Annotated in this window: 13 protein-coding genes and 3 rRNA genes; 13 read left to right on the top strand and 3 right to left on the bottom strand. The window is 34.1% G+C overall.

The window, feature by feature from the left end; all coding sequences use genetic code 11:
* Positions 1-12: 12 nt before the first annotated feature.
* From IC758_RS18145 to IC758_RS18085, 13 genes are all read left to right on the top strand, one after another.
* Positions 13-1,515 (top strand): 16S ribosomal RNA (locus IC758_RS18145).
* A gap of 239 nt (positions 1,516-1,754) precedes the next feature.
* Positions 1,755-4,653: ribosomal RNA gene (locus IC758_RS18140) — 23S ribosomal RNA — on the top strand.
* Positions 4,654-4,768: 115 nt separating this feature from the next.
* Positions 4,769-4,885, top strand: a 5S ribosomal RNA gene (gene rrf, locus IC758_RS18135).
* The 16S, 23S and 5S rRNA genes sit together here, the layout of an rRNA operon.
* A gap of 393 nt (positions 4,886-5,278) precedes the next feature.
* Positions 5,279-6,349, top strand: a complete 1,071-nt coding sequence (locus tag IC758_RS18130; RefSeq protein WP_227824605.1) for an ABC transporter ATP-binding protein — start codon at positions 5,279-5,281, stop codon at positions 6,347-6,349.
* The gene (locus tag IC758_RS18125) at positions 6,333-7,202 is read left to right on the top strand and encodes a carbohydrate ABC transporter permease (RefSeq protein ID WP_227435546.1); all 870 of its coding nucleotides are present in this window, start codon (positions 6,333-6,335) and stop codon (positions 7,200-7,202) included. The genes IC758_RS18130 and IC758_RS18125 overlap by 17 nt, the downstream gene beginning before the upstream one ends.
* Before the next feature lie 43 nt (positions 7,203-7,245).
* Positions 7,246-8,106 (top strand): carbohydrate ABC transporter permease, encoded by an 861-nt coding sequence (locus IC758_RS18120; RefSeq protein WP_227831770.1) that lies wholly within the window; start codon positions 7,246-7,248, stop codon positions 8,104-8,106.
* Between the two features lie 30 nt (positions 8,107-8,136).
* Complete coding sequence (locus IC758_RS18115) at positions 8,137-9,441, top strand: ABC transporter substrate-binding protein (protein ID WP_227481803.1); 1,305 nt, start codon at positions 8,137-8,139, stop codon at positions 9,439-9,441.
* A 103-nt stretch (positions 9,442-9,544) separates the two neighbouring features.
* Complete coding sequence (locus tag IC758_RS18110; protein ID WP_227435553.1) at positions 9,545-10,807, top strand: alkaline phosphatase family protein; 1,263 nt, start codon at positions 9,545-9,547, stop codon at positions 10,805-10,807.
* 187 nt (positions 10,808-10,994) lie between these two features.
* Positions 10,995-12,965 carry an excinuclease ABC subunit UvrB gene (gene uvrB, locus IC758_RS18105; protein WP_227481805.1) on the top strand — a complete coding sequence of 657 codons (1,971 nt, stop codon included), beginning with the start codon at positions 10,995-10,997 and terminating at the stop codon, positions 12,963-12,965.
* A gap of 18 nt (positions 12,966-12,983) precedes the next feature.
* Positions 12,984-15,809 (top strand): excinuclease ABC subunit UvrA, encoded by a 2,826-nt coding sequence (gene uvrA, locus IC758_RS18100; RefSeq protein WP_227435565.1) that lies wholly within the window; start codon positions 12,984-12,986, stop codon positions 15,807-15,809.
* A 263-nt stretch (positions 15,810-16,072) separates the two neighbouring features.
* On the top strand, positions 16,073-17,890 hold the full coding sequence (uvrC, locus tag IC758_RS18095; protein ID WP_227435569.1) for an excinuclease ABC subunit UvrC: 1,818 nt from the start codon (positions 16,073-16,075) through the stop codon (positions 17,888-17,890).
* Entirely contained in the window at positions 17,890-18,819 is a 930-nt protein-coding gene (gene hprK / locus IC758_RS18090; RefSeq protein WP_227435572.1) for an HPr(Ser) kinase/phosphatase, read from the top strand. Before uvrC ends, hprK begins: the two co-directional genes overlap by 1 nt.
* A gap of 145 nt (positions 18,820-18,964) precedes the next feature.
* Positions 18,965-20,761 carry a MutS-related protein gene (locus IC758_RS18085; protein WP_227836315.1) on the top strand — a complete coding sequence of 599 codons (1,797 nt, stop codon included), beginning with the start codon at positions 18,965-18,967 and terminating at the stop codon, positions 20,759-20,761.
* A 123-nt stretch (positions 20,762-20,884) separates the two neighbouring features.
* Here the strand turns inward: IC758_RS18085 and IC758_RS18080 are convergent, their stop codons facing one another.
* Genes IC758_RS18080 through IC758_RS18070 form a run of 3 tightly spaced genes read right to left on the bottom strand, consistent with a single transcriptional unit; the run spans position 20,885 to position 25,089 of the window.
* Positions 20,885-22,666, bottom strand: a complete 1,782-nt coding sequence (locus IC758_RS18080; protein ID WP_227435576.1) for an NADH-dependent [FeFe] hydrogenase, group A6 — start codon at positions 22,664-22,666, stop codon at positions 20,885-20,887.
* A 22-nt stretch (positions 22,667-22,688) separates the two neighbouring features.
* Positions 22,689-24,575, bottom strand: coding sequence for an NADH-quinone oxidoreductase subunit NuoF (locus IC758_RS18075; protein WP_227435578.1), 1,887 nt, complete (start codon positions 24,573-24,575; stop codon positions 22,689-22,691).
* Between the two features lie 16 nt (positions 24,576-24,591).
* Positions 24,592-25,089, bottom strand: a complete 498-nt coding sequence (locus IC758_RS18070) for a complex I 24 kDa subunit family protein (RefSeq protein WP_227435580.1) — start codon at positions 25,087-25,089, stop codon at positions 24,592-24,594.
* Positions 25,090-25,232 lie beyond the last annotated feature (143 nt).

Below are 25,232 nucleotides of genomic sequence, written 5' to 3'. Positions count from 1 at the left end.
CCTGATAAACTTTTATTTGAGAGTTTGATCCTGGCTCAGGATGAACGCTGGCGGCGTGCCTAACACATGCAAGTTGAGCGATTTACTTCGGTAAAGAGCGGCGGACGGGTGAGTAACGCGTGGGTAACCTACCCTGTACACACGGATAACATACCGAAAGGTATGCTAATACGGGATAACATATTTGAGAGGCATCTCTTGAATATCAAAGGTGAGCCAGTACAGGATGGACCCGCGTCTGATTAGCTAGTTGGTAAGGTAACGGCTTACCAAGGCGACGATCAGTAGCCGACCTGAGAGGGTGATCGGCCACATTGGAACTGAGACACGGTCCAAACTCCTACGGGAGGCAGCAGTGGGGAATATTGCACAATGGGCGAAAGCCTGATGCAGCAACGCCGCGTGAGTGATGAAGGCCTTCGGGTCGTAAAACTCTGTCCTCAAGGAAGATAATGACGGTACTTGAGGAGGAAGCCCCGGCTAACTACGTGCCAGCAGCCGCGGTAATACGTAGGGGGCTAGCGTTATCCGGATTTACTGGGCGTAAAGGGTGCGTAGGCGGTCTTTCAAGTCAGGAGTGAAAGGCTACGGCTCAACCGTAGTAAGCTCTTGAAACTGGGAGACTTGAGTGCAGGAGAGGAGAGTGGAATTCCTAGTGTAGCGGTGAAATGCGTAGATATTAGGAGGAACACCAGTTGCGAAGGCGGCTCTCTGGACTGTAACTGACGCTGAGGCACGAAAGCGTGGGGAGCAAACAGGATTAGATACCCTGGTAGTCCACGCTGTAAACGATGAGTACTAGGTGTCGGGGGTTACCCCCCTCGGTGCCGCAGCTAACGCATTAAGTACTCCGCCTGGGAAGTACGCTCGCAAGAGTGAAACTCAAAGGAATTGACGGGGACCCGCACAAGTAGCGGAGCATGTGGTTTAATTCGAAGCAACGCGAAGAACCTTACCTAAGCTTGACATCCCAATGACATCTCCTTAATCGGAGAGTTCCCTTCGGGGACATTGGTGACAGGTGGTGCATGGTTGTCGTCAGCTCGTGTCGTGAGATGTTGGGTTAAGTCCCGCAACGAGCGCAACCCTTGTCTTTAGTTGCCATCATTAAGTTGGGCACTCTAGAGAGACTGCCAGGGATAACCTGGAGGAAGGTGGGGATGACGTCAAATCATCATGCCCCTTATGCTTAGGGCTACACACGTGCTACAATGGGTAGTACAGAGGGTTGCCAAGCCGTAAGGTGGAGCTAATCCCTTAAAGCTACTCTCAGTTCGGATTGTAGGCTGAAACTCGCCTACATGAAGCTGGAGTTACTAGTAATCGCAGATCAGAATGCTGCGGTGAATGCGTTCCCGGGTCTTGTACACACCGCCCGTCACACCACGGGAGTTGGAGACGCCCGAAGCCGATTATCTAACCTTTTGGAAGAAGTCGTCGAAGGTGGAATCAATAACTGGGGTGAAGTCGTAACAAGGTAGCCGTATCGGAAGGTGCGGCTGGATCACCTCCTTTCTAAGGAGAATTGCCTACTGTTTAATTTTGAGGGTTCGTTTTTACGAATACTCAATTAGCACTTTGAGCAACAGTATAAACTGAACGCATGTGAAGTTTGTTTGTTGGCGCTGTGCGTTAGCACTTTGAAAACTGCATATATATTTAGTGATATGACATCTAATTTGTAATATATGAAGTTGATAACTTTAAAAAATTATCGAAGTTGATAGCTTCTAATCTATCAAACCTTTTTAACTGGTCAAGTTATTAAGGGTGCAGGGCGGATGCCTTGGCACTAGGAGCCGATGAAGGACGCGATAAGCTGCGATAAGCTTCGGGGAGTTGCACGTAAACTTTGATCCGAAGATTTCCGAATGAGGAAACTCACTTAGAGTAATGTCTAAGTATCATTAAGTGAATACATAGCTTAATGAGGGGAACTCAGGGAACTGAAACATCTAAGTACCTGAAGGAAGAGAAAGAAATTCGATTCCGTAAGTAGCGGCGAGCGAACGCGGAATAGCCCAAACCAATAAAGTTTTCTTTATTGGGGTTGCGGACATATCTTAAACGAAGAGGTATCGTAATTGAAGAGGTTTGGAAAGACCCACCACAGAAGGTAATAGTCCTGTATGTCAAACGAGAAAACTTCAGATATGATCCAGAGTACCACGGGACACGTGAAACCCTGTGGGAAGCAGGAGGGACCACCCTCCAAGGCTAAATACTACCTAGTGACCGATAGCGTATAGTACCGTGAGGGAAAGGTGAAAAGAACCCCGGGAGGGGAGTGAAATAGAACCTGAAACCCTGCACTTACAAGCTGTGGAAGCACATTTCTTGTGTGACCGCGTACTTTTTGTAGAACGGGCCAACGAGTTACGTTAAGTAGCAAGGTTAAGCACTTAAGGTGTGGAGCCGTAGCGAAAGCGAGTTTTAACTGAGCGTTCAGTTACTTGACGTAGACCCGAAACCGGGCGACCTACCCATGAGCAGGATGAAGCGAAAGTAAAATTTCGTGGAGGTCCGAACCCACGAGCGTTGAAAAGCTCGGGGATGACTTGTGGGTAGCGGTGAAATTCCAATCGAGCCCGGAGATAGCTGGTTCTCCCCGAAATAGCTTTAGGGCTAGCCTCAAGGTGAGAGATACGGAGGTAGAGCACTGAATGTCCTAGGGGGTATTGCACCTACCGAAGACTATCAAACTCCGAATGCCGTCATCTTATACTTGGGAGTCAGACTGTGGGTGATAAGATTCATAGTCGAAAGGGCAACAGCCCAGATCGTCAGCTAAGGTCCCTAAATGTAAGTTAAGTGGTAAAGGATGTGGGATTGCACAGACAACCAGGATGTTGGCTTAGAAGCAGCCACTCATTCAAAGAGTGCGTAATAGCTCACTGGTCGAGTGATCCTGCGCCGAAGATTTCCGGGGCTAAAACTTACTACCGAAGCTACGGCATCAGTAATGATGGGTAGGGGAGCTTCCCATACGGGTTGAAGCATGACCGTAAGGACATGTGGACAGTATGGGAGTGAGAATGTTGGCATGAGTAGCGAGATGTGGGTGAGAATCCCACAGGCCGTAAACCCAAGGTTTCCAGGGGAAGGTTCGTCCGCCCTGGGTTAGTCGGGACCTAAGCTGAGGCCGAAAGGCGTAGGTGATGGACAACAGGTTGATATTCCTGTACTACCGATAACCGTTTGAGAGATGGGATGACACAGTAGGATAAGCTAAGCACACTGTTGGTTATGTGTGCCCAAGCATTGAGGCAGTCAGAGTAGGTAAATCCGCTTTGATAATGCTGGGATGTGATGGGGAGCGAAATTTAGTAGCGAAGTAGCTGATTTCACACTGTCAAGAAAAGTCTCTATCGAGGTTAAAGGTACCCGTACCGCAAACCGACACAGGTGGGTGAGGAGAGTATCCTAAGGCCCGCGAGAGAACTGTTGTTAAGGAACTCGGCAAAATGACCCCGTAACTTAGGGATAAGGGGTGCCACCATACGGTGGCCGCAGAGAATAGGCCCAAGCGACTGTTTACCAAAAACATAGGTTTCTGCTAAGTCGCAAGACGATGTATAGGAGCTGACGCCTGCCCGGTGCTGGAAGGTTAAGGGGATCTGTTAGAGTAATCGAAGCAGTGAACTTAAGCCCCAGTAAACGGCGGCCGTAACTATAACGGTCCTAAGGTAGCGAAATTCCTTGTCGGGTAAGTTCCGACCCGCACGAAAGGCGTAACGATTTGGGCACTGTCTCAACAACAGACTCGGTGAAATTGTAATTCCGGTGAAGATGCCGGATACCTGCGACAGGACGGAAAGACCCCATGGAGCTTTACTGTAGCTTGACATTGGGTCTTGGTACTACATGTACAGGATAGGTGGGAGGCTTTGAAACCAGGACGCCAGTTTTGGCGGAGCCATCCTTGGGATACCACCCTTGTAGTACTGGGACTCTAACCATAGGCCATGAATCTGGTCTTGGGACACTGTCAGGTGGGCAGTTTGACTGGGGCGGTCGCCTCCCAAAAGGTAACGGAGGCGCTCAAAGGTTCTCTCAGTACGGTCGGAAATCGTACGTAGAGTGTAAAGGCAAAAGAGAGCTTGATTGCAAGACATACAGGTCGAGCAAGGATGAAAATCGGACTTAGTGATCCGGTGGTTCTGCGTGGAAGGGCCATCGCTCAACGGATAAAAGCTACCCTGGGGATAACAGGCTTATCTCCCCCAAGAGTCCACATCGACGGGGAGGTTTGGCACCTCGATGTCGGCTCATCACATCCTGGGGCTGTAGTAGGTCCCAAGGGTTGGGCTGTTCGCCCATTAAAGTGGTACGCGAGCTGGGTTCAGAACGTCGTGAGACAGTTCGGTCCCTATCCGTCGCAGGCGTAGGAAATTTGAGGAGACCTGTCCTTAGTACGAGAGGACCGGGATGGACGTACCTCTGGTGTACCAGTTGTTCTGCCAAGGGCATGGCTGGGTAGCTATGTACGGAATGGATAAGCGCTGAAAGCATCTAAGCGCGAAGCCAACTTCAAGATAAGATTTCCCACCGCAAGGGTAAGACCCCAGAAAGACTATCTGGTTGATAGGTCGAAGGTGTAAGTGCAGCAATGTATTTAGCTTATCGATACTAATAGGTCGAGGACTTGACCAATATTTATTTGATGTTCATTGATTAAAATATATATGTAGTTTTTAGAGTGCTAACTCTAAAGAATCTAGTTTTACTAGTCTCAATAACTTAATAGTAATATTAAGCATAAAGATTATGTGGTTACAATAGCAGAGAGGATACACCTGTTCCCATTCCGAACACAGAAGTTAAGCTCTCTAGCGCTGATGGTACTTGGTGGGAAACTGCCTGGGAGAGTAGGACGTAGCCACGTAATTTTTTTTGAGTAAATTTATAAAAAATAAAAAATTTTTATTTTTTGTGTTTAGACATGGCAAATTTGGGACATAATATAATTGTAAAACTTAATAGCAAAAATAAATTACTCAATCTCCCCCACTTAAAGGCCTCTATCCCCCATAGAGGTCTTTTTTATTATGTCTAATTTGCTATATCAGTTATTTTATTTATTTTAATTCTATCTTATTAGTCAGTATATTTATTTAAGTTTAGTATAATTTAACAGAAAATATATGTGATTTAACATCTATTTTAATAAATTTACTATATGTTCACTTTGTCTTAATATGTCCTTTACAAATAAAGAGTATTATTAATTTATAAGTAAATCGTATGACTAAACAAAGTATTTTGAGGAGGATAAAAAATGGCAGATATAAAACTAGAAAATGTCACAAAATCTTATGATAAAAAGAACACTGTTATAGAGAACTTGAACCTTACTATAGAAGATGGTTCTTTTACGGTATTGGTAGGCCCAAGTGGTTGTGGAAAATCTACTACACTAAGAATGATTGCTGGGCTTGAAGATATAACTTCAGGTAATTTAAAAATTGAAGAAAATGATGTAACAAGAACTGATGCAAGTAAGAGGGATATAGCTATGGTATTTCAGAATTATGCATTATATCCACATATGACTGTAAAAGAAAATATAGAATTTGGTTTAAAGAATAAAAAAGTTCCAAAAGAAAAAAGAGAAGAACTTATAACAGAGGTTATTGATATAGTTGGATTACAAGAATATTTAAATGTAAAGCCAGGAAATTTGTCTGGAGGACAAAGACAGAGAGTAGCATTAGCTAGAGCAATGGTTAAAAATCCAAAGGTATTTTTAATGGATGAACCATTATCAAATTTAGATGCAAAACTGAGAAATCAAATGAGGACAGAATTAATACAGTTACATCAAAAATTAAAATCTACATTTGTTTATGTAACTCATGACCAAGTCGAAGCAATGTCAATGGCGGATAAAATAGTTATAATGAACAAAGGAGAGATAATGCAAATAGGTTCTCCAAAAAAAATATATCAAGACCCTAAAAATTTGTTTGTGGCACAATTTATCGGAAATCCTTGTATGAACATATTAAATATGAAGGATAATATCAAACTTGGATTTAGGCCTGAAAAAGCTGTATTAGAAAGTATAAATATAGATATAAAAAATGATGATACTTTTAATTTACTTGGAAAGGTTATAACTAAAGAGGTATTAGGAAACGAAACTATATACTGTTTATCTGTTCTTGACAGTGAAGTAAGGGTTAAAACAGAAAACGATATATTTGATATAGGGAAAACTTTGAAAGTAAATGTATTAGAAAAGGATTTATATTATTTTAATAAAGATGGGCAAAGAATAAATGATATAAAAGAATGTAAGAATATGTATTCTAAAATCAAAGGAGATATTTATGAAAAAGCAATTTAATAAAGCATATTTGTACATAACACCTGCAATTATAGGAACTTTACTGTTTATAGTATATCCAATAATTAAGACAATATCGCTGAGTTTCAAATCAGGAAGTCTTCTTAGTTCAACTTTCGAAAATGTAGGATTAAATAATTACACAGAGCTTTTAAAAAATCCAGAGTTTATACAAACTATAACGAATACTGCAATTTATACTTTTTTTATGGTAATTATATCTATATCACTAGCTATAGTACTTGCTGTTTGGTTAAATAAAAACTCTATAATACACAATTTGACACAAAGTATAATCTTTACACCACATGTAATTTCACTAGTATCTGTAGCTGTATTGTGGCTTTGGATTATGGAGCCACAATATGGCTTTTTAAACTGGATACTGTCAACATTGCATTTACCAACATCAAAATGGCTTTCAAGTGAAAGTTCAGCTTTAATGTCATTGATTCTAATAGGAATATGGAAAACTCTTGGATACAATATTTTAATCGTGTTATCAGGTCTTAAATCGATACCAAACTATATATATGAGGCTTCTAAACTAGACAATGCAAACAAGATAACGAATTTCTTTAAGGTAACATTGCCATTATTATCGCCAACAATATTTTTTCTCATGATAACAACAACAACAGCATCATTTCAAGTATTTGACGAAATAAGCATAATGACACAAGGTGGTCCATTAGGTTCAACTAACATGTTATCTTATTATATATATGAGTCTGGATTTATATATTACGATATAGGGCAAGCAAGTGCAGCAAGTATGTTTTTATTAGCCATAGTTATGATTGCTACATATGCTAATTTCAGACTATTATCAAAAAAAGTTCATTATCAATAAATAAAAAATATATATTATAAGGCGTGTTAAAAAGGAGGACAAAATGGACATTATAAGACCTATTAAAAAAGATAAAGCTGATATAAAGAAAATAGTATCAAAATCAATAGAAGTATTAATTCTACTACTTTTATCTGCAATATTTATATTCCCTTTTATATGGATGCTGTCAACATCTTTTAAAAACCCACAAGAAATGATGCAACTACCACCTACAATAATACCAAACGATATAGTACTAGGAAATTATACTACAGCATGGAATTCAGGACCATTTTTTAGATATTTATTAAATAGTATCTTTGTGACAGGTAGTATTTTAATCGTACAGTTTTTAGTGATGGTTCCTGCAGCTTATGCATTTTCTAAGATTAAATTTAGAGGTGAGAAGGTATTGTTTGGACTATTACTCATAGGACTTATGATTCCTCCACAAGTAACTTTTTTACCTGTATATATGATGATGAGTAAATTTGGATTTATAAATACATATGTGCCACTTATAATTCCATTTATGACATCTTCATTTGGTATATTTCTGCTTAGACAAAATTTTATGCAGATATCAGATGAGATTATTGAAGCAGCTAAATTAGACAATACTTCGGACTTAAAAATAATGTTTAAAATAATGGTTCCTATGGCAAAACCAGCAGTAATAACATTTATATTATTTAATTTTATATATCATTGGAATAACTATTTCTGGCCTTTAGTAATGACAAATACAGATGCAATAAGGACTTTACCAATCGGAGTAGCTCTTCTTAAATCTTCAGAAGGAATTACTGCATGGAATGTAATAATGGCAGGAAATATAATTTTAATTTTACCAATAATTCTTGTTTATATATTTGCAAATAAAAAAGTAAAAGAAGCTTTTATGTATTCAGGAATAAAATAAAAAGTCAAAAACTAAATTTGGAGGATGGAAATGAAGCTTAAAAGAAAATTAGCAACAGGATTAGCAATAACATTATTATTAGGTTCTTTAGTTGGGTGTTCAAATTCTAATGACTCAAATACATCTAAAGGAGAAAAGACAGATAGCAATATTACAAAGATAGATTTCTGGGCACCTTTGGGTGGAACTAATGGTGAAACTGCACAAAAAATGGTTGACCAGTTTAATAGTGAACATAAAGACATACAAGTAAATATGCTAAAACAAAAAGATTACTATGAAAATGCAACAAAATTACAAGCTGCATTAACTTCTAAAGACCAACCAGATGTAACATTATTAGAAATAACTCAAACAGGTACATTTGCATCAGCAGGAGCTTTAGTAGATATGAGTAAATACTTTGATAAGGCATACCAAGAAAGATTTTTTTCTGGTCTTCTAACAAATTCATATTATGAAAATAAGTTTGTTGGTATGCCATTTAATAGAAGTACACCAATACTATACATAAATAAGGATATGGCAGTTAAAGCAGGCCTTGACCCTTCAGGACCAAAGTCATGGGAAGAACTTAAAACATATGCTAGTAAAATGACAAACAAATCAGAAGATACGTATGGATTTGAAACTCCAATAGATATTTGGTTCTATGAAGCTATGGTAATGCAAAGTGGAGGAGAAATAACTGATGGAAAAAAAGTAGCATTCAATAATGAAGCAGGTCAAGCACCAGTTAAATTCTGGCAAGATATGATGAAATCTGGAATAATGAAAATGCCACCTGGTGAAGATTATAATGCTTGGGATGTAGCAAAGCAAGATTTTGTAAATGGTAAAGTTGGTATGATATTTACATCAACAGCAGATTTAGCAGGTCTTATGCAACAAACAGACGGTAAGTTTGAAATATCAACAGCATTTTTACCAAAAAATCAAAAATATGCAACGCCTACAGGGGGAGCAAACTTAGTTATGCTTGAAGGTGGAACAGACAAAGAAAAAGATGCAAGTGCAGAATTTATGGAATGGATGACTCAAACAGATAAAATAGTTCAATTTAGTTCATCAACAGGATATCTGCCAACAACTGAAGATGCAACTAAATCAGAAAAATTACAAACATTGTATAAAGAAAAGCCACAATATAAAGTTGCAACTGACCAATTACAATATGCTGTTGCCCTTCCAATGTTAAATGGATATAAAGAAGCAACTGATAAGTTAATGGATGAAATTAAAAAAGGTCTTACTGATTTAAATGTGGCGCCAAAAGATGCAGTAAGCAAAGGAACTTCTGCAATGCAAGCAGTAATAGACAAGACTAATAAATAATTATAGACAGGTATGAAATGTTGATGAAATATCACCTGTAACATATATAGATTATAGATTGATTGAATGTATCCAATAATATATGAATGAAGAGGTAATGTAAATGACAAAAGTTATAGTATTATCAGTAGATTCTTTATTTGAAAAAGATTTAGAATTTGTAAAGAATCTACCAAATTTTAAATCTATCTTAGAAAATTGTTCTATGGTGAAAAATATAAATTGTGTATATCCAACTTTAACATATCCTTGTCATACAAGTATGGTTACAGGAGTATATCCTAAAAAACATGGAATATATCATAATGAAAAATTTGACCCCAATAAAGAAAATAAAGATTGGTATTGGTATTCAAAAGATATAAAAGTAAAGACAATTATAGATGTAGCAAAGGACAATAATCTGACTACTTCTAGTATCTTATGGCCTGTAATGGGTGCAAATCCAAATATAGATTATAATATTGCAGAGATATGGGCTCCTAATAGAGAAGATGACCCAAGAGAAATTTTTGAAAAAAGTTCAAGTAAGGTTATAATGGATAGTATTTATGATAGACATTGTCACTATATTGATTGGAAATTAGAGCCTAATATGGATTTGTTTGGAGTAAATTGTGCTATAGATGTAATAAAAGAATATAATCCAGATTTAATGTTAATACATCTAGCAACTTTGGACCATACACGACATAACCATGGTTTGTTTAATGAAAAAGTAAATGAAGCCTTGAAAATGAATGATAAATGGTTAGGAGATATAATTCAAGCTACAAAGGATGCAGGTACATATGAAGATACAAATTTTATAATACTTGGAGACCATGGTCATCTTAGAGTTGATAAAGTTGTAAATCCAAATGTTTTACTTAAATCACATGGATTTATAACAGTAGAAAATGGAGTAGTTAAGAATTTTGATGCCTATGTAAATTCGTCAGGTATATCAGCACAGATAATAGTAAATAACCAAAATAGATTAGAAGAGTTGAGAGTATTGCTTGAAGAGTTTAAAGAAGAATTATTTATAGAGAATATATTTACCAGAGAAGAAGCATCCAATCTTGGACTTGAAGGCGACTTTGAAATGGTAATTGAAGGAATTGAAGGAATTTCATTTGGAAATGATTTAGAAGGAAATATTATAAAGGATTCTGATATAAAAGATTACAAGTTTGCTGTTGCTACACATGGTCATTTACCTACTAAGGGGAATAGACCTCCGTTTATAGCTTTTGGACCTAAAATAAAAACAGGCGTAGTAGAGGAAGAAGGCGACTTAAGAGCTCATGCAGCAACTATATTAAGACTATTCGATTTGAAGCTAGACGGAGTTGAAAAAGAAGCATTTGATTTCATTATATAAACTGGATAAAGTATTTATTTTCCATTACTTATAGACTTCTATTATAAAGATAGAAGTCTTTTTTTATATTTTAGATTTAAGTAAAATTTAAATGGGTAAAATATTTAAAATAACTGAAACAATTCTAGAAAGGTATGATATAATAATACATGTTAGGAACTAATGTTCGAAAAGAAGGAGTGATACTATGGATTTTAAAATAAAGTCAGACTTCAAACCAACAGGTGACCAACCAGAAGCTATTAAATCAATAGTGGATTCTATAAATAGAAATGAAAAATTTTCGACATTGTTAGGTGTAACAGGTTCAGGAAAAACATTCACAATGGCAAATATAATACAACAAGTTAAAAAACCTACCCTAATAATGGCTCATAATAAAACACTAGCAGCACAACTTTATAGTGAGTTTAAAGAATTTTTCCCAGACAATGCAGTTGAATATTTTGTAAGTTACTATGATTACTATCAACCAGAGGCATATGTAGCTCACAGTGACACTTATATAGAAAAAGATGCAAGTATAAATGACGAAATAGATAAACTTCGACATTCTGCTACAGCATCTATTTTAGAAAGAAGAGATACTATAATAATATCTTCAGTATCTTGTATATATGGTTTGGGGGACCCAAAAGATTATAAAGAACTTATGTTATCTATAAGACCTGGTATGCAGAAGGATAGAGATGATGTAATAAAAAGGTTAATAGAGATACAATATGAAAGAAATGATATAAATTTTACAAGAGGGACTTTTAGAGTTAGAGGAGATATATTAGAAATATTTCCAGCTAGCAATGATGAAAAAGCAATAAGAATAGAGTTCTTTGGTGATGAAATAGATAGAATAACAGAAATTGATTATGTAACAGGAAAGATTGTTGGGACAAGAAATCATGTTGTTATCTTCCCCGCATCTCACTATGTAACAACACCAGAAAGAATTGAAAATGCAATTGTTCAAATTGAAGATGAACTTCAACAACAAATTGAGACTTTTAAAGAAAATGATAGGCTTTTAGAAGCACAACGGATTGAGCAAAGAACGAAGTATGACATAGAAATGTTAAAGGAGATAGGGTTTTGTCAGGGGATAGAAAACTACTCAAGGCATATTACTGGAAGAGACGAAGGAGAAAGACCATATACATTAATGGATTTCTTTCCAGATGATTATTTGATAATTGTAGATGAGGCACATGTTACTATTCCGCAAGTAAGAGGAATGTACGCAGGAGATAGATCAAGAAAAACATCTCTTATAGAAAATGGATTTAGATTACCTTCTGCACTTGATAATAGACCGTTAAATTTTCAAGAATTTGAAGGAAACATAAATCAAATATTGTTTGTAAGTGCTACACCAGGTCCTTATGAAATTCAACATTCTGAGACTATAGCTGAACAGATAATAAGACCAACAGGTCTTTTAGACCCAATTGTAGAAGTAAGACCTATAAATAATCAGATAGATAATTTAGTAGGGGAAATAACTAAAACAATAGAAAAAAATGAAAGAGTGCTTATAACCACTTTAACTAAAAAAATGAGTGAAGATTTAACTAATTACCTTAAAGAAATAGGAATAAAAGTTAAATATCTACATTCAGATATAGTTACATTAGAAAGAACAGAGATAATAAGAGACTTAAGACTGGGAAAATTTGATGTACTTGTAGGAATAAATTTACTTAGAGAAGGTCTAGATATACCAGAAGTTTCACTTATAGCAATTTTAGATGCAGACAAAGAAGGTTTCTTACGTTCCGAAACAGCATTAATACAAACTATTGGACGTGCAGCTAGAAATGAAAATGGAAGAGTTATTATGTATGCTGATAGGATAACTGATTCAATGCAAAATGCTATTGATGAGACAAAAAGAAGAAGAGCTATACAGAATTTATATAATGAAGAACACAACATAACTCCTAAGACTATACAAAAAAGTGTAAGAGATAGTATAGAAGCAACTAAGGTTGCAGAGGAAGAAGTTGTCTATGGAATAACTGATACAGATGATAAAGAAGAGATAAAAGATAATATAGAAAAATTAAAATCAGAGATGATGGAAGCTGCTCAAAACTTACAATTTGAGAGAGCGGCAGAATTAAGAGATAAGGTAAAACAGTTGGAAGAAAAATTGGAAAAATAGAAAGGTAAAAACAAGGTTATGGAAGATAAAATTATAATAAGAGGAGCAAAAGAGCATAATTTAAAAAATGTAGATTTAGAGTTACCAAGAGATAAGTTTATAGTTTTTACAGGATTGTCTGGTTCTGGAAAGTCATCTTTGGCATTTGATACGATATATGCAGAAGGCCAAAGAAGATATGTAGAGAGTTTGTCTGCTTATGCTAGACAGTTTTTAGGGCAAATGGAAAAGCCAAATGTAGAATATATTGAAGGTCTATCACCAGCTATTTCAATAGATCAGAAGACTACTTCAAAGAATCCACGTTCTACAGTTGGAACAGTAACAGAAATATATGACTATTTGAGATTGTTATTTGCAAGAGTAGGCGATGTATATTGTCCTACATGTGGTGAAAAAATAAGTCAAATGACTATTCAAGAAATAGTTGATAAAATGCTAGATTTTCCAGATAGAACTAAGTTGCAAATACTTTCGCCAATTGTTAGAGGTCAAAAAGGTACACATAAAAAGGTCTTAGATAATATTAAAAAAGAAGGATTTGTAAGAGTTAGAGTTGATGGGGAAAACTATGAAGTAAGTGATGATATTGTTTTAACTAAAAACCAAAAACACAGTATAGAAGTAGTAGTGGATAGAATAGTAGTCAAAGATGGAATAGAATCTAGACTTGCAGATTCAATTGAAACTGCGGTTAAACTATCAGATGGTCTTGTAATAGCTCAAATAATAGATGGAGAAGAGATTCTTTTCTCAACTAAATTTGCATGTCCAGAACATGGAATTGGGATAGAAGAATTATCTCCAAGAATGTTTTCATTTAATGCTCCTTTTGGAGCTTGTGATGTTTGTAATGGTCTTGGGGAAAGTAAAGAAGTTGACCCAGAACTAGTTGTACCAAATAAAGATTTATCAATAAAACAAGGTGCAGTGGCTGCTTGGGGTTCAACAGGTGTCAACGACGATACTTATTATAGCAAAATGATAAAAAGTTTAGCTGAGCATTTTAAGGTATCTTTGACAACTCCATTTAAAGATTTACCAGAAGATTTTGTTCAAGAGTTACTTTATGGTAAGGATAATATAATGGTAGAGTTTGTTTATGAATCAAAATTTGGAGGAACTAGAAATTATAAATCATATTTTGAAGGAGTAGTAGTAAACTTAGAGAGAAGATACAAAGAAACTAACTCAGAGTATATGAGAGACAAAATTGAAGAATATATGGCAGAAAGACCTTGTCCAAAATGTAAGGGATTGAGACTTAAAAAAGAGGTTTTATCTGTTTTAGTTGATGGAAAAAATATAATGGAAGTAACAAACTTATCTGTTAACGAATTGATAGATTTTATGGAAAATGTAACTCTTACAGAAAAGCAAAGATTTATAGCTCATGAGATTATAAAAGAGATAAAGGGAAGAGCTAAGTTTTTAAGAGATGTTGGTCTTGATTATTTGAATTTATCAAGAAAAGCTGGAACACTTTCAGGAGGAGAAGCGCAACGTATAAGATTAGCAACTCAAATCGGTTCAGCATTAGTTGGAGTGTTATATGTGCTTGATGAGCCAAGTATAGGTCTTCATCAAAGAGATAATGACAGACTTATAGGAACTCTTAGACATCTAACAGATTTAGGAAATACTTTAATTGTCGTAGAACATGATGAAGATACAATGAGAGAAGCTGATTATGTTATAGACATTGGACCTGGTGCAGGTATACATGGTGGTGAGATAGTTGCACAAGGAACTTTAGATGAAATAATAGAAAATGAAAACTCAATAACAGGTCAGTACTTAAGTGGAAAAAAACAAATATTAGTTCCTGAGACTACTAGAGAAGGAAATGGAAGTTTTATAGAAGTAATCAAAGCATCAGAAAATAACCTAAAAAATATTGATGTAAAATTGCCATTAGGTAAGTTTACATGTATAACAGGTGTTTCAGGTTCTGGGAAAAGTACACTAATAAATGACATACTTTATAAAGGTGTTGCAAGTAAAGTGAATAGACTAAAACAAAGAGCTGGTAAGCACAAAGAAATAAAAGGAATTGAAAATATAGATAAGGTTATAAATATTGACCAAAGTCCAATTGGAAGAACACCTCGTTCAAATCCAGCTACTTATACAGGGGTATTTGATTTTATAAGGGATATTTTTGCTGCTACTAATGAAGCTAAAGCAAGAGGATATAAAAAGGGAAGATTTAGTTTTAATGTAAAAGGTGGTAGATGTGAAGCTTGTAAAGGTGATGGAATAATAAAAATAGAGATGCACTTTCTACCAGATGTATATGTTCCTTGTGAGGTTTGTAAGGGTGAAAGATACAATAGGGAAACATTACAAGTAAAATACAAAGATAAAACTATATCTGATATACTAGATATGAATGTAGAAGAAGCTGTTGAGTTTTTTGAAAATATACCAAACATAAAAAGAAAGCTGGATACATTGATGGATGTAGGTCTTTCATACATTAAATTAGGACAGCCTTCAACTCAATTGTCTGGAGGAGAAGCACAACGTATAAAATTAGCATCAGAACTTAGTAAAAGACCAACAGGAAAGACTTTATATATATTAGATGAACCTACTACAGGACTTCATATGGCAGATGTAGATAAGTTAATTCACGTATTACAAAGATTAGCAGATACAGGAAATACAATTATAGTTATAGAACATAATCTAGATGTTATAAAGACTTGTGATTATGTAATAGACCTAGGCCCAGAGGGTGGAGATAAAGGTGGAACTATAGTTGCAACTGGAACACCAGAAGAAGTATCTAAAGTTGAAGGGTCTTATACAGGTCAATTCTTAAGTAAATATTTCTCTTAGGTTATATAAACTGTGTAAAATTTTAACTGTAAATATATAAAAATAAGTTGAAAATATTAGAAGTAAGTAAATTAAAAATAAATTGTAGATAATTACCAAACATAAAGTCCATATTGTTCTTCGTATTTGAGATTGCTTTTAAATCAATTATAGAAGATGATATGGACTTTAACTTGTGTACAATGCTGGAAATTGAATAACTTTTTAATTTTCACATTTTAGGGTATAATTTTAATATAAAACTTAATGTTTTGGAGGGCGATATGTTTGATATACAAGACCACTTAAAAAAATTACCTTCTGAGCCTGGTGTATATTTAATGAAGGATAAATACGACCATATAATATATGTGGGAAAAGCCATATCTCTAAAAAATAGAGTAAGGCAGTATTTTCAATCTTCAAAAAACCATACATCTAAAGTAAAATCTATGGTTAAGAATATATATAAATTTGAATACATTATAACAGATTCAGAGTTGGAAGCATTAATACTTGAATGTAATTTAATAAAAAGATATAGACCAAAGTATAATGTGTTACTTAGAGATGATAAAACTTACCCATATATTAAGGTGACTACAAATGAAGATTATCCAAGGATTTTAAAGGTTAGAAGGGTTCTTAAAGATAAAGCAAAGTATTTTGGACCATATACTAATATAACTGCGGTAAATGATACTTTAGACCTTATAAACAGTACCTATCCAATAAGAAGTTGTAAAATTGACATAGAAAAAGCGATAAAAAATAAAACAAGACCTTGTTTAAACTTACACATAAATAAGTGCTTAGGACCTTGTACAGGAAATGTATCCAAAGAAGAATATGGAAAGATGATAGAAGAAATTATAATGTGTCTATCGGGGAAAGAAGAAAAGTTGATGGAGCTCTTAAAAGAAAAGATGAATGAGAGTTCTATGAATTTTAGATTTGAAGAAGCAGCTATATATAGAGATAAAATAAAGAGTCTTGAAGAAATGATACAAAAACAAAAAATAGATGCTACTGTAACCGATTTAAATCAGGATGTAGTTGCGATGGCAAGAGCTCATAATGAAGCTTGTGTACAAGTATTTTTTATTAGAAATGGTAAGATTGTTGGGAGAGAACACTTTATACTAGAAGGGGTAATGGATAGCCCAAGAGCTTCTATATTGAGTTCATTTGTAAAACAATTTTACAATGAGCAAGAATATATACCTAAAGAACTAATTATAGAAGATGAGATAGAAGACAGTTGTATATTAGAAGAATGGCTATCGTCTAAAAAAGGGCAAAAAGTAACAATAAGAGTACCACAAAAAGGAGAGAAAAAAAGCCTAGTTGAAATGGTGAGAAAAAATGCAGTAGAGTACCTTGAAAAATTTTCTGATATGAACAAAAGGAAATATGAAAAAAGTATTGGAGCATTAGAAGAATTAAAACGATTGTTAAACTTAGAAAAATTGCCAATAAGAATAGAGTCTTTTGATATATCAAATATACAAGGAGTAGATTCAATTGGCTCTATGGTAGTCTATACAAATGCTAAAAAAGATAAAAAAGAGTATAGAAGATATAAAATAAAAACAGTCATTGGACCTAATGATTATGATTCCATGGCTGAAATTGTAGATAGAAGATTGAAACATGGAAATTTACCTGACCTTATATTGTTGGATGGAGGAAAGGGACAGGTTAGCGCTGTAAAAAAAGTATTAGAACTTAATGATGTAGACATACCACTTTGGGGAATGTACAAAGACGATAAGCATAGGACTAAAGGGTTAATATGTAAAGAAAAAGAAATCGAGTTGGATAAGACAACTAGTTTATATAGATTTATTGCTAGTATACAAGAAGAAGTTCATAATTATGCAATAACATATCATAGAAGTCTAAGAAATAAAGCTTTGACAAAATCTATCTTAGATGATATACAAGGGATAGGTGAAAAAAGAAAAAAAGCACTGATGAGTCATTTTAAAGATGTAGAAGCCATAAAAGAAGCTACTTTTGAAGAACTTTTAGAAGTAGAAGGAATGAATAAAAGCATTGCAGAGAATGTTTATAATTTTTTTAGGAAGGAAGAAAATTGATGGAAACTAGCAATAAAGTATCAATAAGAGAAATAATAAAAGATTTAAAACTTAAAGTAGTATACATGCCTGATGATGTAGATTATTATGTATACTCTCAAGATATAAATAGACCAGGTTTACAATTTGCAGGATATTTTGATTACTTTGCATATGAGAGAATACAAATAGTTGGAAAAACAGAATATAATTTCTTTGGATTGATGGATAATGAAATTCGAGAAGAGGTACTAAATAGATTTTTCTCATATGAAATACCAGCTTTAATAATTTCTAGAGATTTAGAAATAAAACCAGATGTGATTGAAAAGGCTAAAAAGTATAAGAGAATACTTTTAAGTACAAACAGAAACACAACTAGACTTATAAATAGATTATCAAACTACTTAGATAATAAGTTAGCACCACATACAACGATTCATGGAGTTTTAGTTGATATTTATGGTATAGGTGTTTTGATAAAGGGAGAGAGTAGTATAGGAAAGTCAGAAACAGCATTAGAACTAATTCAGAGAGGTAATAGATTAGTTGCAGATGATGCTGTAGAAATAAGAAAATTAGATGAAAGTATGTTGATGGGTCAGTCTCCTGAATTAATAAGACATTTCCTAGAGATAAGAGGAATAGGTATAATAGACGTCAGAAGTCTATATGGTGTAGGAGCTATCAAAAATTCTAAAATGATAGATTTAGTAGTACATTTAGAAGCTTGGGATGAAAATAAGTATTATGATAGGCTTGGATTAGATAAAGAATATGAAGAAATACTTGGTGTTAATGTAGAGAAGTTAGTTGTTCCTGTAAAGCCTGGAAGAAATACTGCTATGATACTAGAAGTAGCAGCAATGAACTTTAGACAAAGAGGAATGGGGTATGATGCAGCTCAAGAATTTACTAAGAAACTATCAAAACTTATTGATACTAAGTAATAGAGAGTGCATATAAAATAAAATTGTATAGAATAGTTATAAAATATATATTATATAATTGGAGTTTAAATTAGCTTTTAAGGTTATTAGTTTAAATTTAATACTATATTTAAATTTATTATATGATAAGGAAGTTGGAGTCTTTATGGGAATGAACTATTTTAGTAAGCTTTTAGAAAGTACTACTGAAAAAGAACTGCTCTTAAATAAAAAATCAAATAATATAAGTACAGCTAGATTAATATCTTTTTTAATATTGATAGCGGGATTTGCTATTGGATTTTACAATAAAAATATAGTAGGTATTTTTGTTGGAATTGTAGCATTGATTCTATTTATTTCACTTTTAGTTATTCATAATAAAATAAAAGAGGAAGAATCGTATTTTAAGAGTAAGTGTGAAGTGCTGGATAAGTATGTTAAGAGATTTGGTGATGAGTGGAAAGAATTCAAAATAGATGGAAAAGAATATATACAAGAAGAAAATTCACAAGCAAAAGATTTAGACTTATTTGGAAGAGCATCACTATATCAGTATATTTGTATAGCTAATACATCCTATGGAAAGAAGTCTTTAGCTAAGTCCTTATGGAATGAAAATCCAAACGATAATATAATCCTAGAAAGACAAACAGCAGTAAAAGAGCTATTATCAAAACAGGATTTTTCTATCCATATTCAGACCTTGAGTAATATAATTGGTAAGGAACAAAAAACCAACTCTGATGGAAGTATAGAGTCATTTATAGAGTATGGAGAAGATAAAAAAGTATATATACCTAAGTGGATGCATGTTTTTACTTGGGGTTTGCCTACTGCAACAATACTATCTTTTATATTTTTTATATTAGGGTTTTTGCCTATGCTACCTGTTTTTTTACTTTTTGTACTTCAGCTAGGATTTGGTGGGTTTGGGAATACAAAGCTTATGCAGACTTTATCCCCATTATTCTCATTTAGTAGAAGTATACAAGTATATGAAAAGATGTTTGAAGTTTTAGAGAAAGAGACATTTGAAAGCCCATATTTAAAAGAATTACAAGCAAAACTTTCTAAAGGTAATGGTGTTTCAAAAGGTATTAAACAGCTGAACTCAATAGGTAATGCAGTAAACTTAAGATATAATCAAATAGTTTATATACTTGCTTGTGGTGTTCTTATGTGGAATTATCACTGTGCAGAATCTCTAGAAAGATGGAAAAGTGTATATGGAAATCAAATTAGAGGATGGCTTGAATCTATTGGAGAGTTTGAAGCTTTGATAAGTTTAACTATTATTGGTCAAGTAAAAGAAAATACATGTTTTCCAATAATAAAAAGCGAAAGTATTCCAAAGTTAGAAGTTGAAGAAGTATACCATCCATTAATAGCAGAGAAAAGTGTTGTAGCAAATTCAATAAAATTAAATTCTCAAACCTGTATCATTACAGGTTCAAATATGTCAGGTAAGACGACATTTTTAAGAAGTATTGGTGTAAATTTAGTATTGGCGTATGCAGGTGCTCCAGTATGTGCTAAAAATTTTGATGCCACATGTATGTATATATTTACATCTATGAGAATACAAGATGATGTAAGCCAAGGTATATCAACTTTTTATGCTGAAATTCTCAGAATAAAATCAATGATTCAATATAGTATAAAAGAATTACCGATGTTAGTTTTAGTTGATGAGATTTTTAAAGGAACTAACTCTGCTGATAGAATTATTGGAGCAAGTGAGGCAGTAAAGAAACTATCAAAGCCATGGATTATAAGTATGGTTACAACACATGATTTTGAGTTATGTGACCTTTCAAGTGGTGGAGATGTAGAGATTGTAAACTACCATTTTTCAGAGTACTATGTTGATGATAAAATCTATTTTGACTATGCCATAAAAGATGGAAGATGTAAGACTACAAATGCAAAACAGCTTATGAAAATGGCAGGGATACTTTAAGAAAGATAAGCGTAGAAATGTAGCTTATTATGATTAAAATAGAAAGGATTGTATAAAGTACTTAAAAGCACTTTATACAATCCTTTTATTTGAGAATATTTTAGTTTTTCAATTTGTTAAAATTTATTTAGCTTCTTCACAAGCACATTCTTTTGGACATTCTTCATAAATACAACTCTTATCAAAGTAATGAGTATGAAGGTATTTATGAGCTACATCGCTATTTGGATCTCCAAAGAAGTCTTTATAAATAGCTTGTAAGTCAGGATTTTCATGAGACTTACGAATAGCCTTATTTCTATCTATCTCATACAATGCATTAGCACGTCTATCAATTATATCAGTATTACCATGATGGTAAGGTTGACCAGCTCCTCCAACACATCCACCAGGGCATGCCATAACTTCTATGATATGGTATTTACATTCTCCACTTCTAACTTTATCCATCATTTTTCTAGCATTTTTAAGTGTATTTACAATACATACATTGACTGTAGTTCCATCAACATCTATACTTGCTTCTCTGATTCCCTTAAGCCCTCTAACATTAGTAAAGTTTACATTATCTAAAGTTTTGTTAGTTATCTTTTCATATGAAGTACGTAGAGCAGCTTCTAAAACTCCACCACTCGCTCCAAATATAGACGCAGCACCAGTAGATTTTCCTAATGGATTATCAAAATCCTGGTCTTGAAGATTAGGTAAATCAATAGCAGCTTCTTTTATCATCTTAGCTAACTCTCTAGTAGTTATAGAAAGGTCAACATCTAATATTCCAGATTCACTTAATTCTTCTCTTGAAGCTTCATACTTCTTAGCTACACAAGGCATTACAGATACAACATAAAGGTCATCTGGATTAATTCCTAGTATTTTAGGTGCATAGTAATTCTTAGCTATAGAACCAAACATACCTTGAGGAGATTTACAGCTAGATGCTAGATTTAATTGGTCTGGATAATTGTGTTCTAAGAAGTTTACCCATGCAGGGCAACAGCTTGTTAATATAGGTAGATTTTCACCTTTTTGAATTCTTTCTATAAATTCAGTAGCTTCTTCCATTATAGTGAAGTCTGCACCAAAGTTTGTATCGAATACATGCTCAAACCCAAGTGCTTTTAAAGCAGCAACCATTTTTCCTGTAGATATTGAACCTGGTTCTAATCCAAACTCTTCACCAATAGCAACTCTTACAGCAGGGGCAACTTGCACTACTATAGTTTTTTCTTTTTTATTTAAAACATCCCATAGTTTAGGAACATTATCTACTTCTGTTAACGCTCCAGTTGGACAGACAGAAATACATTGGCCACAGAATGTACACTCTGTTTCAACCATATCAGCATTAAAAAATGTACTAACTAAAGTATTAAATCCACGATTAACTCCAGATAATGCTCCAACTGTTTGGATATCATTACATACAGTTTCACATCTTCTGCATAATATACATTTAGAATGGTCTTTAACTAAAGATTTAGTAGAGGTATCTTTACCTGCAAAAGACTTAGAACCTTGATATCTTATCTTTCTTACTCCTAAATCAGCAGCTATAGTTTGTAATTCACAGTCTCCATTTTTTTCACATATAAAACAATCTTGTGGATGGTCTGATAATAGTAACTCAACAATAGTTCTACGAGCATTTAATGCTTTAGCACTATTAGTTTGAACTCTCATACCTTCCTTTATAACTGTTCCACAAGCTGGAACTAAACCTCTCTCTGTCTCAACCATACAAACACGACAAGAAGCACAAGTATCAAGCTTATCTATCTCATTCATATGTAAATGACAAAGGTTATGTATTTTTATATTTATTAGTTTTGCAGCATCTAAGATAGAAGTTCCACTAGGTGCTGAAACATGTTTGCCATTGATAGTTAAATTAACTAAACTCATTGTTATTCCTCCTCCAAATAAGTTATTTCTTGATTATAGCATTAAATGTACAATTATCTATACAAGCACCACATTTTAGACACTTAGAAGTATCTATTGTATGTTGTTCTTTAACAGAACCTGTTATACAACCAGCAGGACACACTCTAGAACATTTTGTACAACCCTTACAAGCATCTGTTATGAAGTAAGAAAGTAAGTTTTGACATTTGCCAGCAGGACATTTCTTATCTACAACATGTGCTATATACTCATCTTTGAAATATTGAAGAGTACTTAAAACAGGGTTTGGAGCAGCTTTACCAAGACCACATAATGAAGCAGTTTGTATAGTTTCAGCAAGGTTTTCTAGGTCGTCTAAATCTTGTAGAGTACCATTACCTTCTGTAATTTTAGTTAATATTTCTAATAATCTCGTAGTACCTATACGACAAGGTGTACATTTACCACAAGATTCTTCAACAGTAAACTCAAGGAAGAATTTGGCTATATCTACCATACAGTCAGATTCATCAAGAACAAGCATACCACCAGAACCCATCATTGAGCCTATAGAGCTTAATGAACCAAAATCTATAGGTATATCTAAATGTTCAGTTGGTATACATCCACCAGACGGTCCACCTGTTTGAACTGCCTTGAAGTTTTTGCCTTCAGGAATTCCTCCACCAATTTCAAATACAATATCTCTTAAAGTAGTACCCATTGCAACTTCAACAAGACCTACATTTTCTACTTTTCCACCAAGAGCAAAAACTTTAGTACCACTAGAATCATCAGTACCTAAGTTAGCAAACCAGTCTCCACCCTTAAGTATGATTGCTGGAATATTAGCAAAAGTTTCAACATTGTTTAAGCAAGTAGGAGATTTCCATAATCCACTTTTAGAAGAACTATAAGTCTTCATTCTAGGTTCACCACGTCTACCTTCAATTGAATGCATTAAAGCTGTACCTTCACCACAAACGAAAGCTCCTGCACCGTATTTTAATTCTAATTTGAAGTTAAATCCAGTACCTAAGATATTTTCACCAAGTAAGCCATGTGCTTCAGCTTGAGCTATAGCTACTTTTAGTCTTTCTATAGATTTTGGATATTCAGCTCTTATATATATGTACCCTGTATCAGAACCTATAGCATATCCACATATTGCCATAGCTTCTAGTACACTATGAGGGTCTCCTTCAAGTACAGATCTATCCATGAATGCACCAGGGTCTCCTTCATCAGCATTACAGACAACGAATTTTTTATCAGTTGGGCCAGCAGGATTCTTTGAAGCAGCTTCCCATTTAGAACCTGTAGGGAATCCAGCTCCTCCTCTACCACGAAGACCAGAAGTCTTTACTTCTGCAATAACTTCTTGAGGAGTAAGAGTCGTTAAACATTTACCTAGAGCTAAATAACCATCATTAGCAATATAATCCTCTAAACTATCTGGGTCTATAAGCCCACAATTCTTTAGAGCTATACGTAATTGTTTTTTGTAGAAAGACATTTCTTCTTGTGCTTCTACTTTTTTATTTAAAGATTCTTCTTCATATAATAATTCCTCAACAACTGTATTTCTAATTAAGTGATTTTGAACTATCTTTTCAGCATCAGATGGTTCAACTTTCACATAGAAAACGTTATCAGGATAAACTTTTACGATAGGACCTTGAGCACAGAAACCAAAACAACCTGTTAAACGAACATCAACCTTGTCTTGTATTCCTGATTTTTTTATTTCATTTTCTAACTCACTAACTATTTCCATACTGTTTGAAGATGTACATCCAGTATCACAACAAACAAGTAATTCTCTTCTTAATACATTTTCCTTAGAATAATTTTTTCTTAGGCTAAGACTAGGTTTTAGCTCATCAGCTAAAACTTTTAATTCATCAAATGAATTTACTTTACGCATTATTTATTCACCCCTCTTAACAATTCAATTCTAATTCTCTATAAGTATCCAATATTTCGCTTACTTGATCTGGTTTTACTTTACCATAAACTTTACCATTTACAGTAACAACTGGAGCTAAACCACATGCCCCCAAACATCTTAAACCTTCTAAAGAAAATTTAAAATCACTAGTAGTTTCTCCAACTTTTATACCAAGCTGTTTTTCAAAAGCACTTAATATCTTATCAGCACCTTTTACAAAACATACAGTACCTAGACAGACACTTATTTTATACTTACCTACAGGTTCTGTAGTGAAATAAGAATAGAATGTAACAACCCCATATACCTTTGCAGGAGCTACTCCAAGTCTTTTAGCAACATGAAGTTGTACTTCTTTTGGAAGATATCCAAATATACCTTGAGCTTCATGTAGAACTTGTATCAAAGCACCTTCCTTTGTTGCAAGAGAGTCAATAAATATATCTAATTCGTCAAATAACTGCTTGTTGTGTGAAATAAAATCGCACATAACAAATCCCCCTTTTCTTTTTAAAGTTATTATTTTTCATAAAATAATTAACCATGAGTTGACACCAATATTATGTTGGTGAACAAAACCAAAACAATAAAGAAAGAATAATATACAACAATTTCTTTATTCATAAAAACAAT

The sequence above is a fragment of the Clostridioides sp. ES-W-0016-02 genome, from assembly GCF_020641035.1.
In the GTDB taxonomy this organism is placed as follows: Bacteria; Bacillota; Clostridia; order Peptostreptococcales; family Peptostreptococcaceae; genus Clostridioides.
This window is presented reverse-complemented; position numbering and strand designations above follow the sequence as displayed.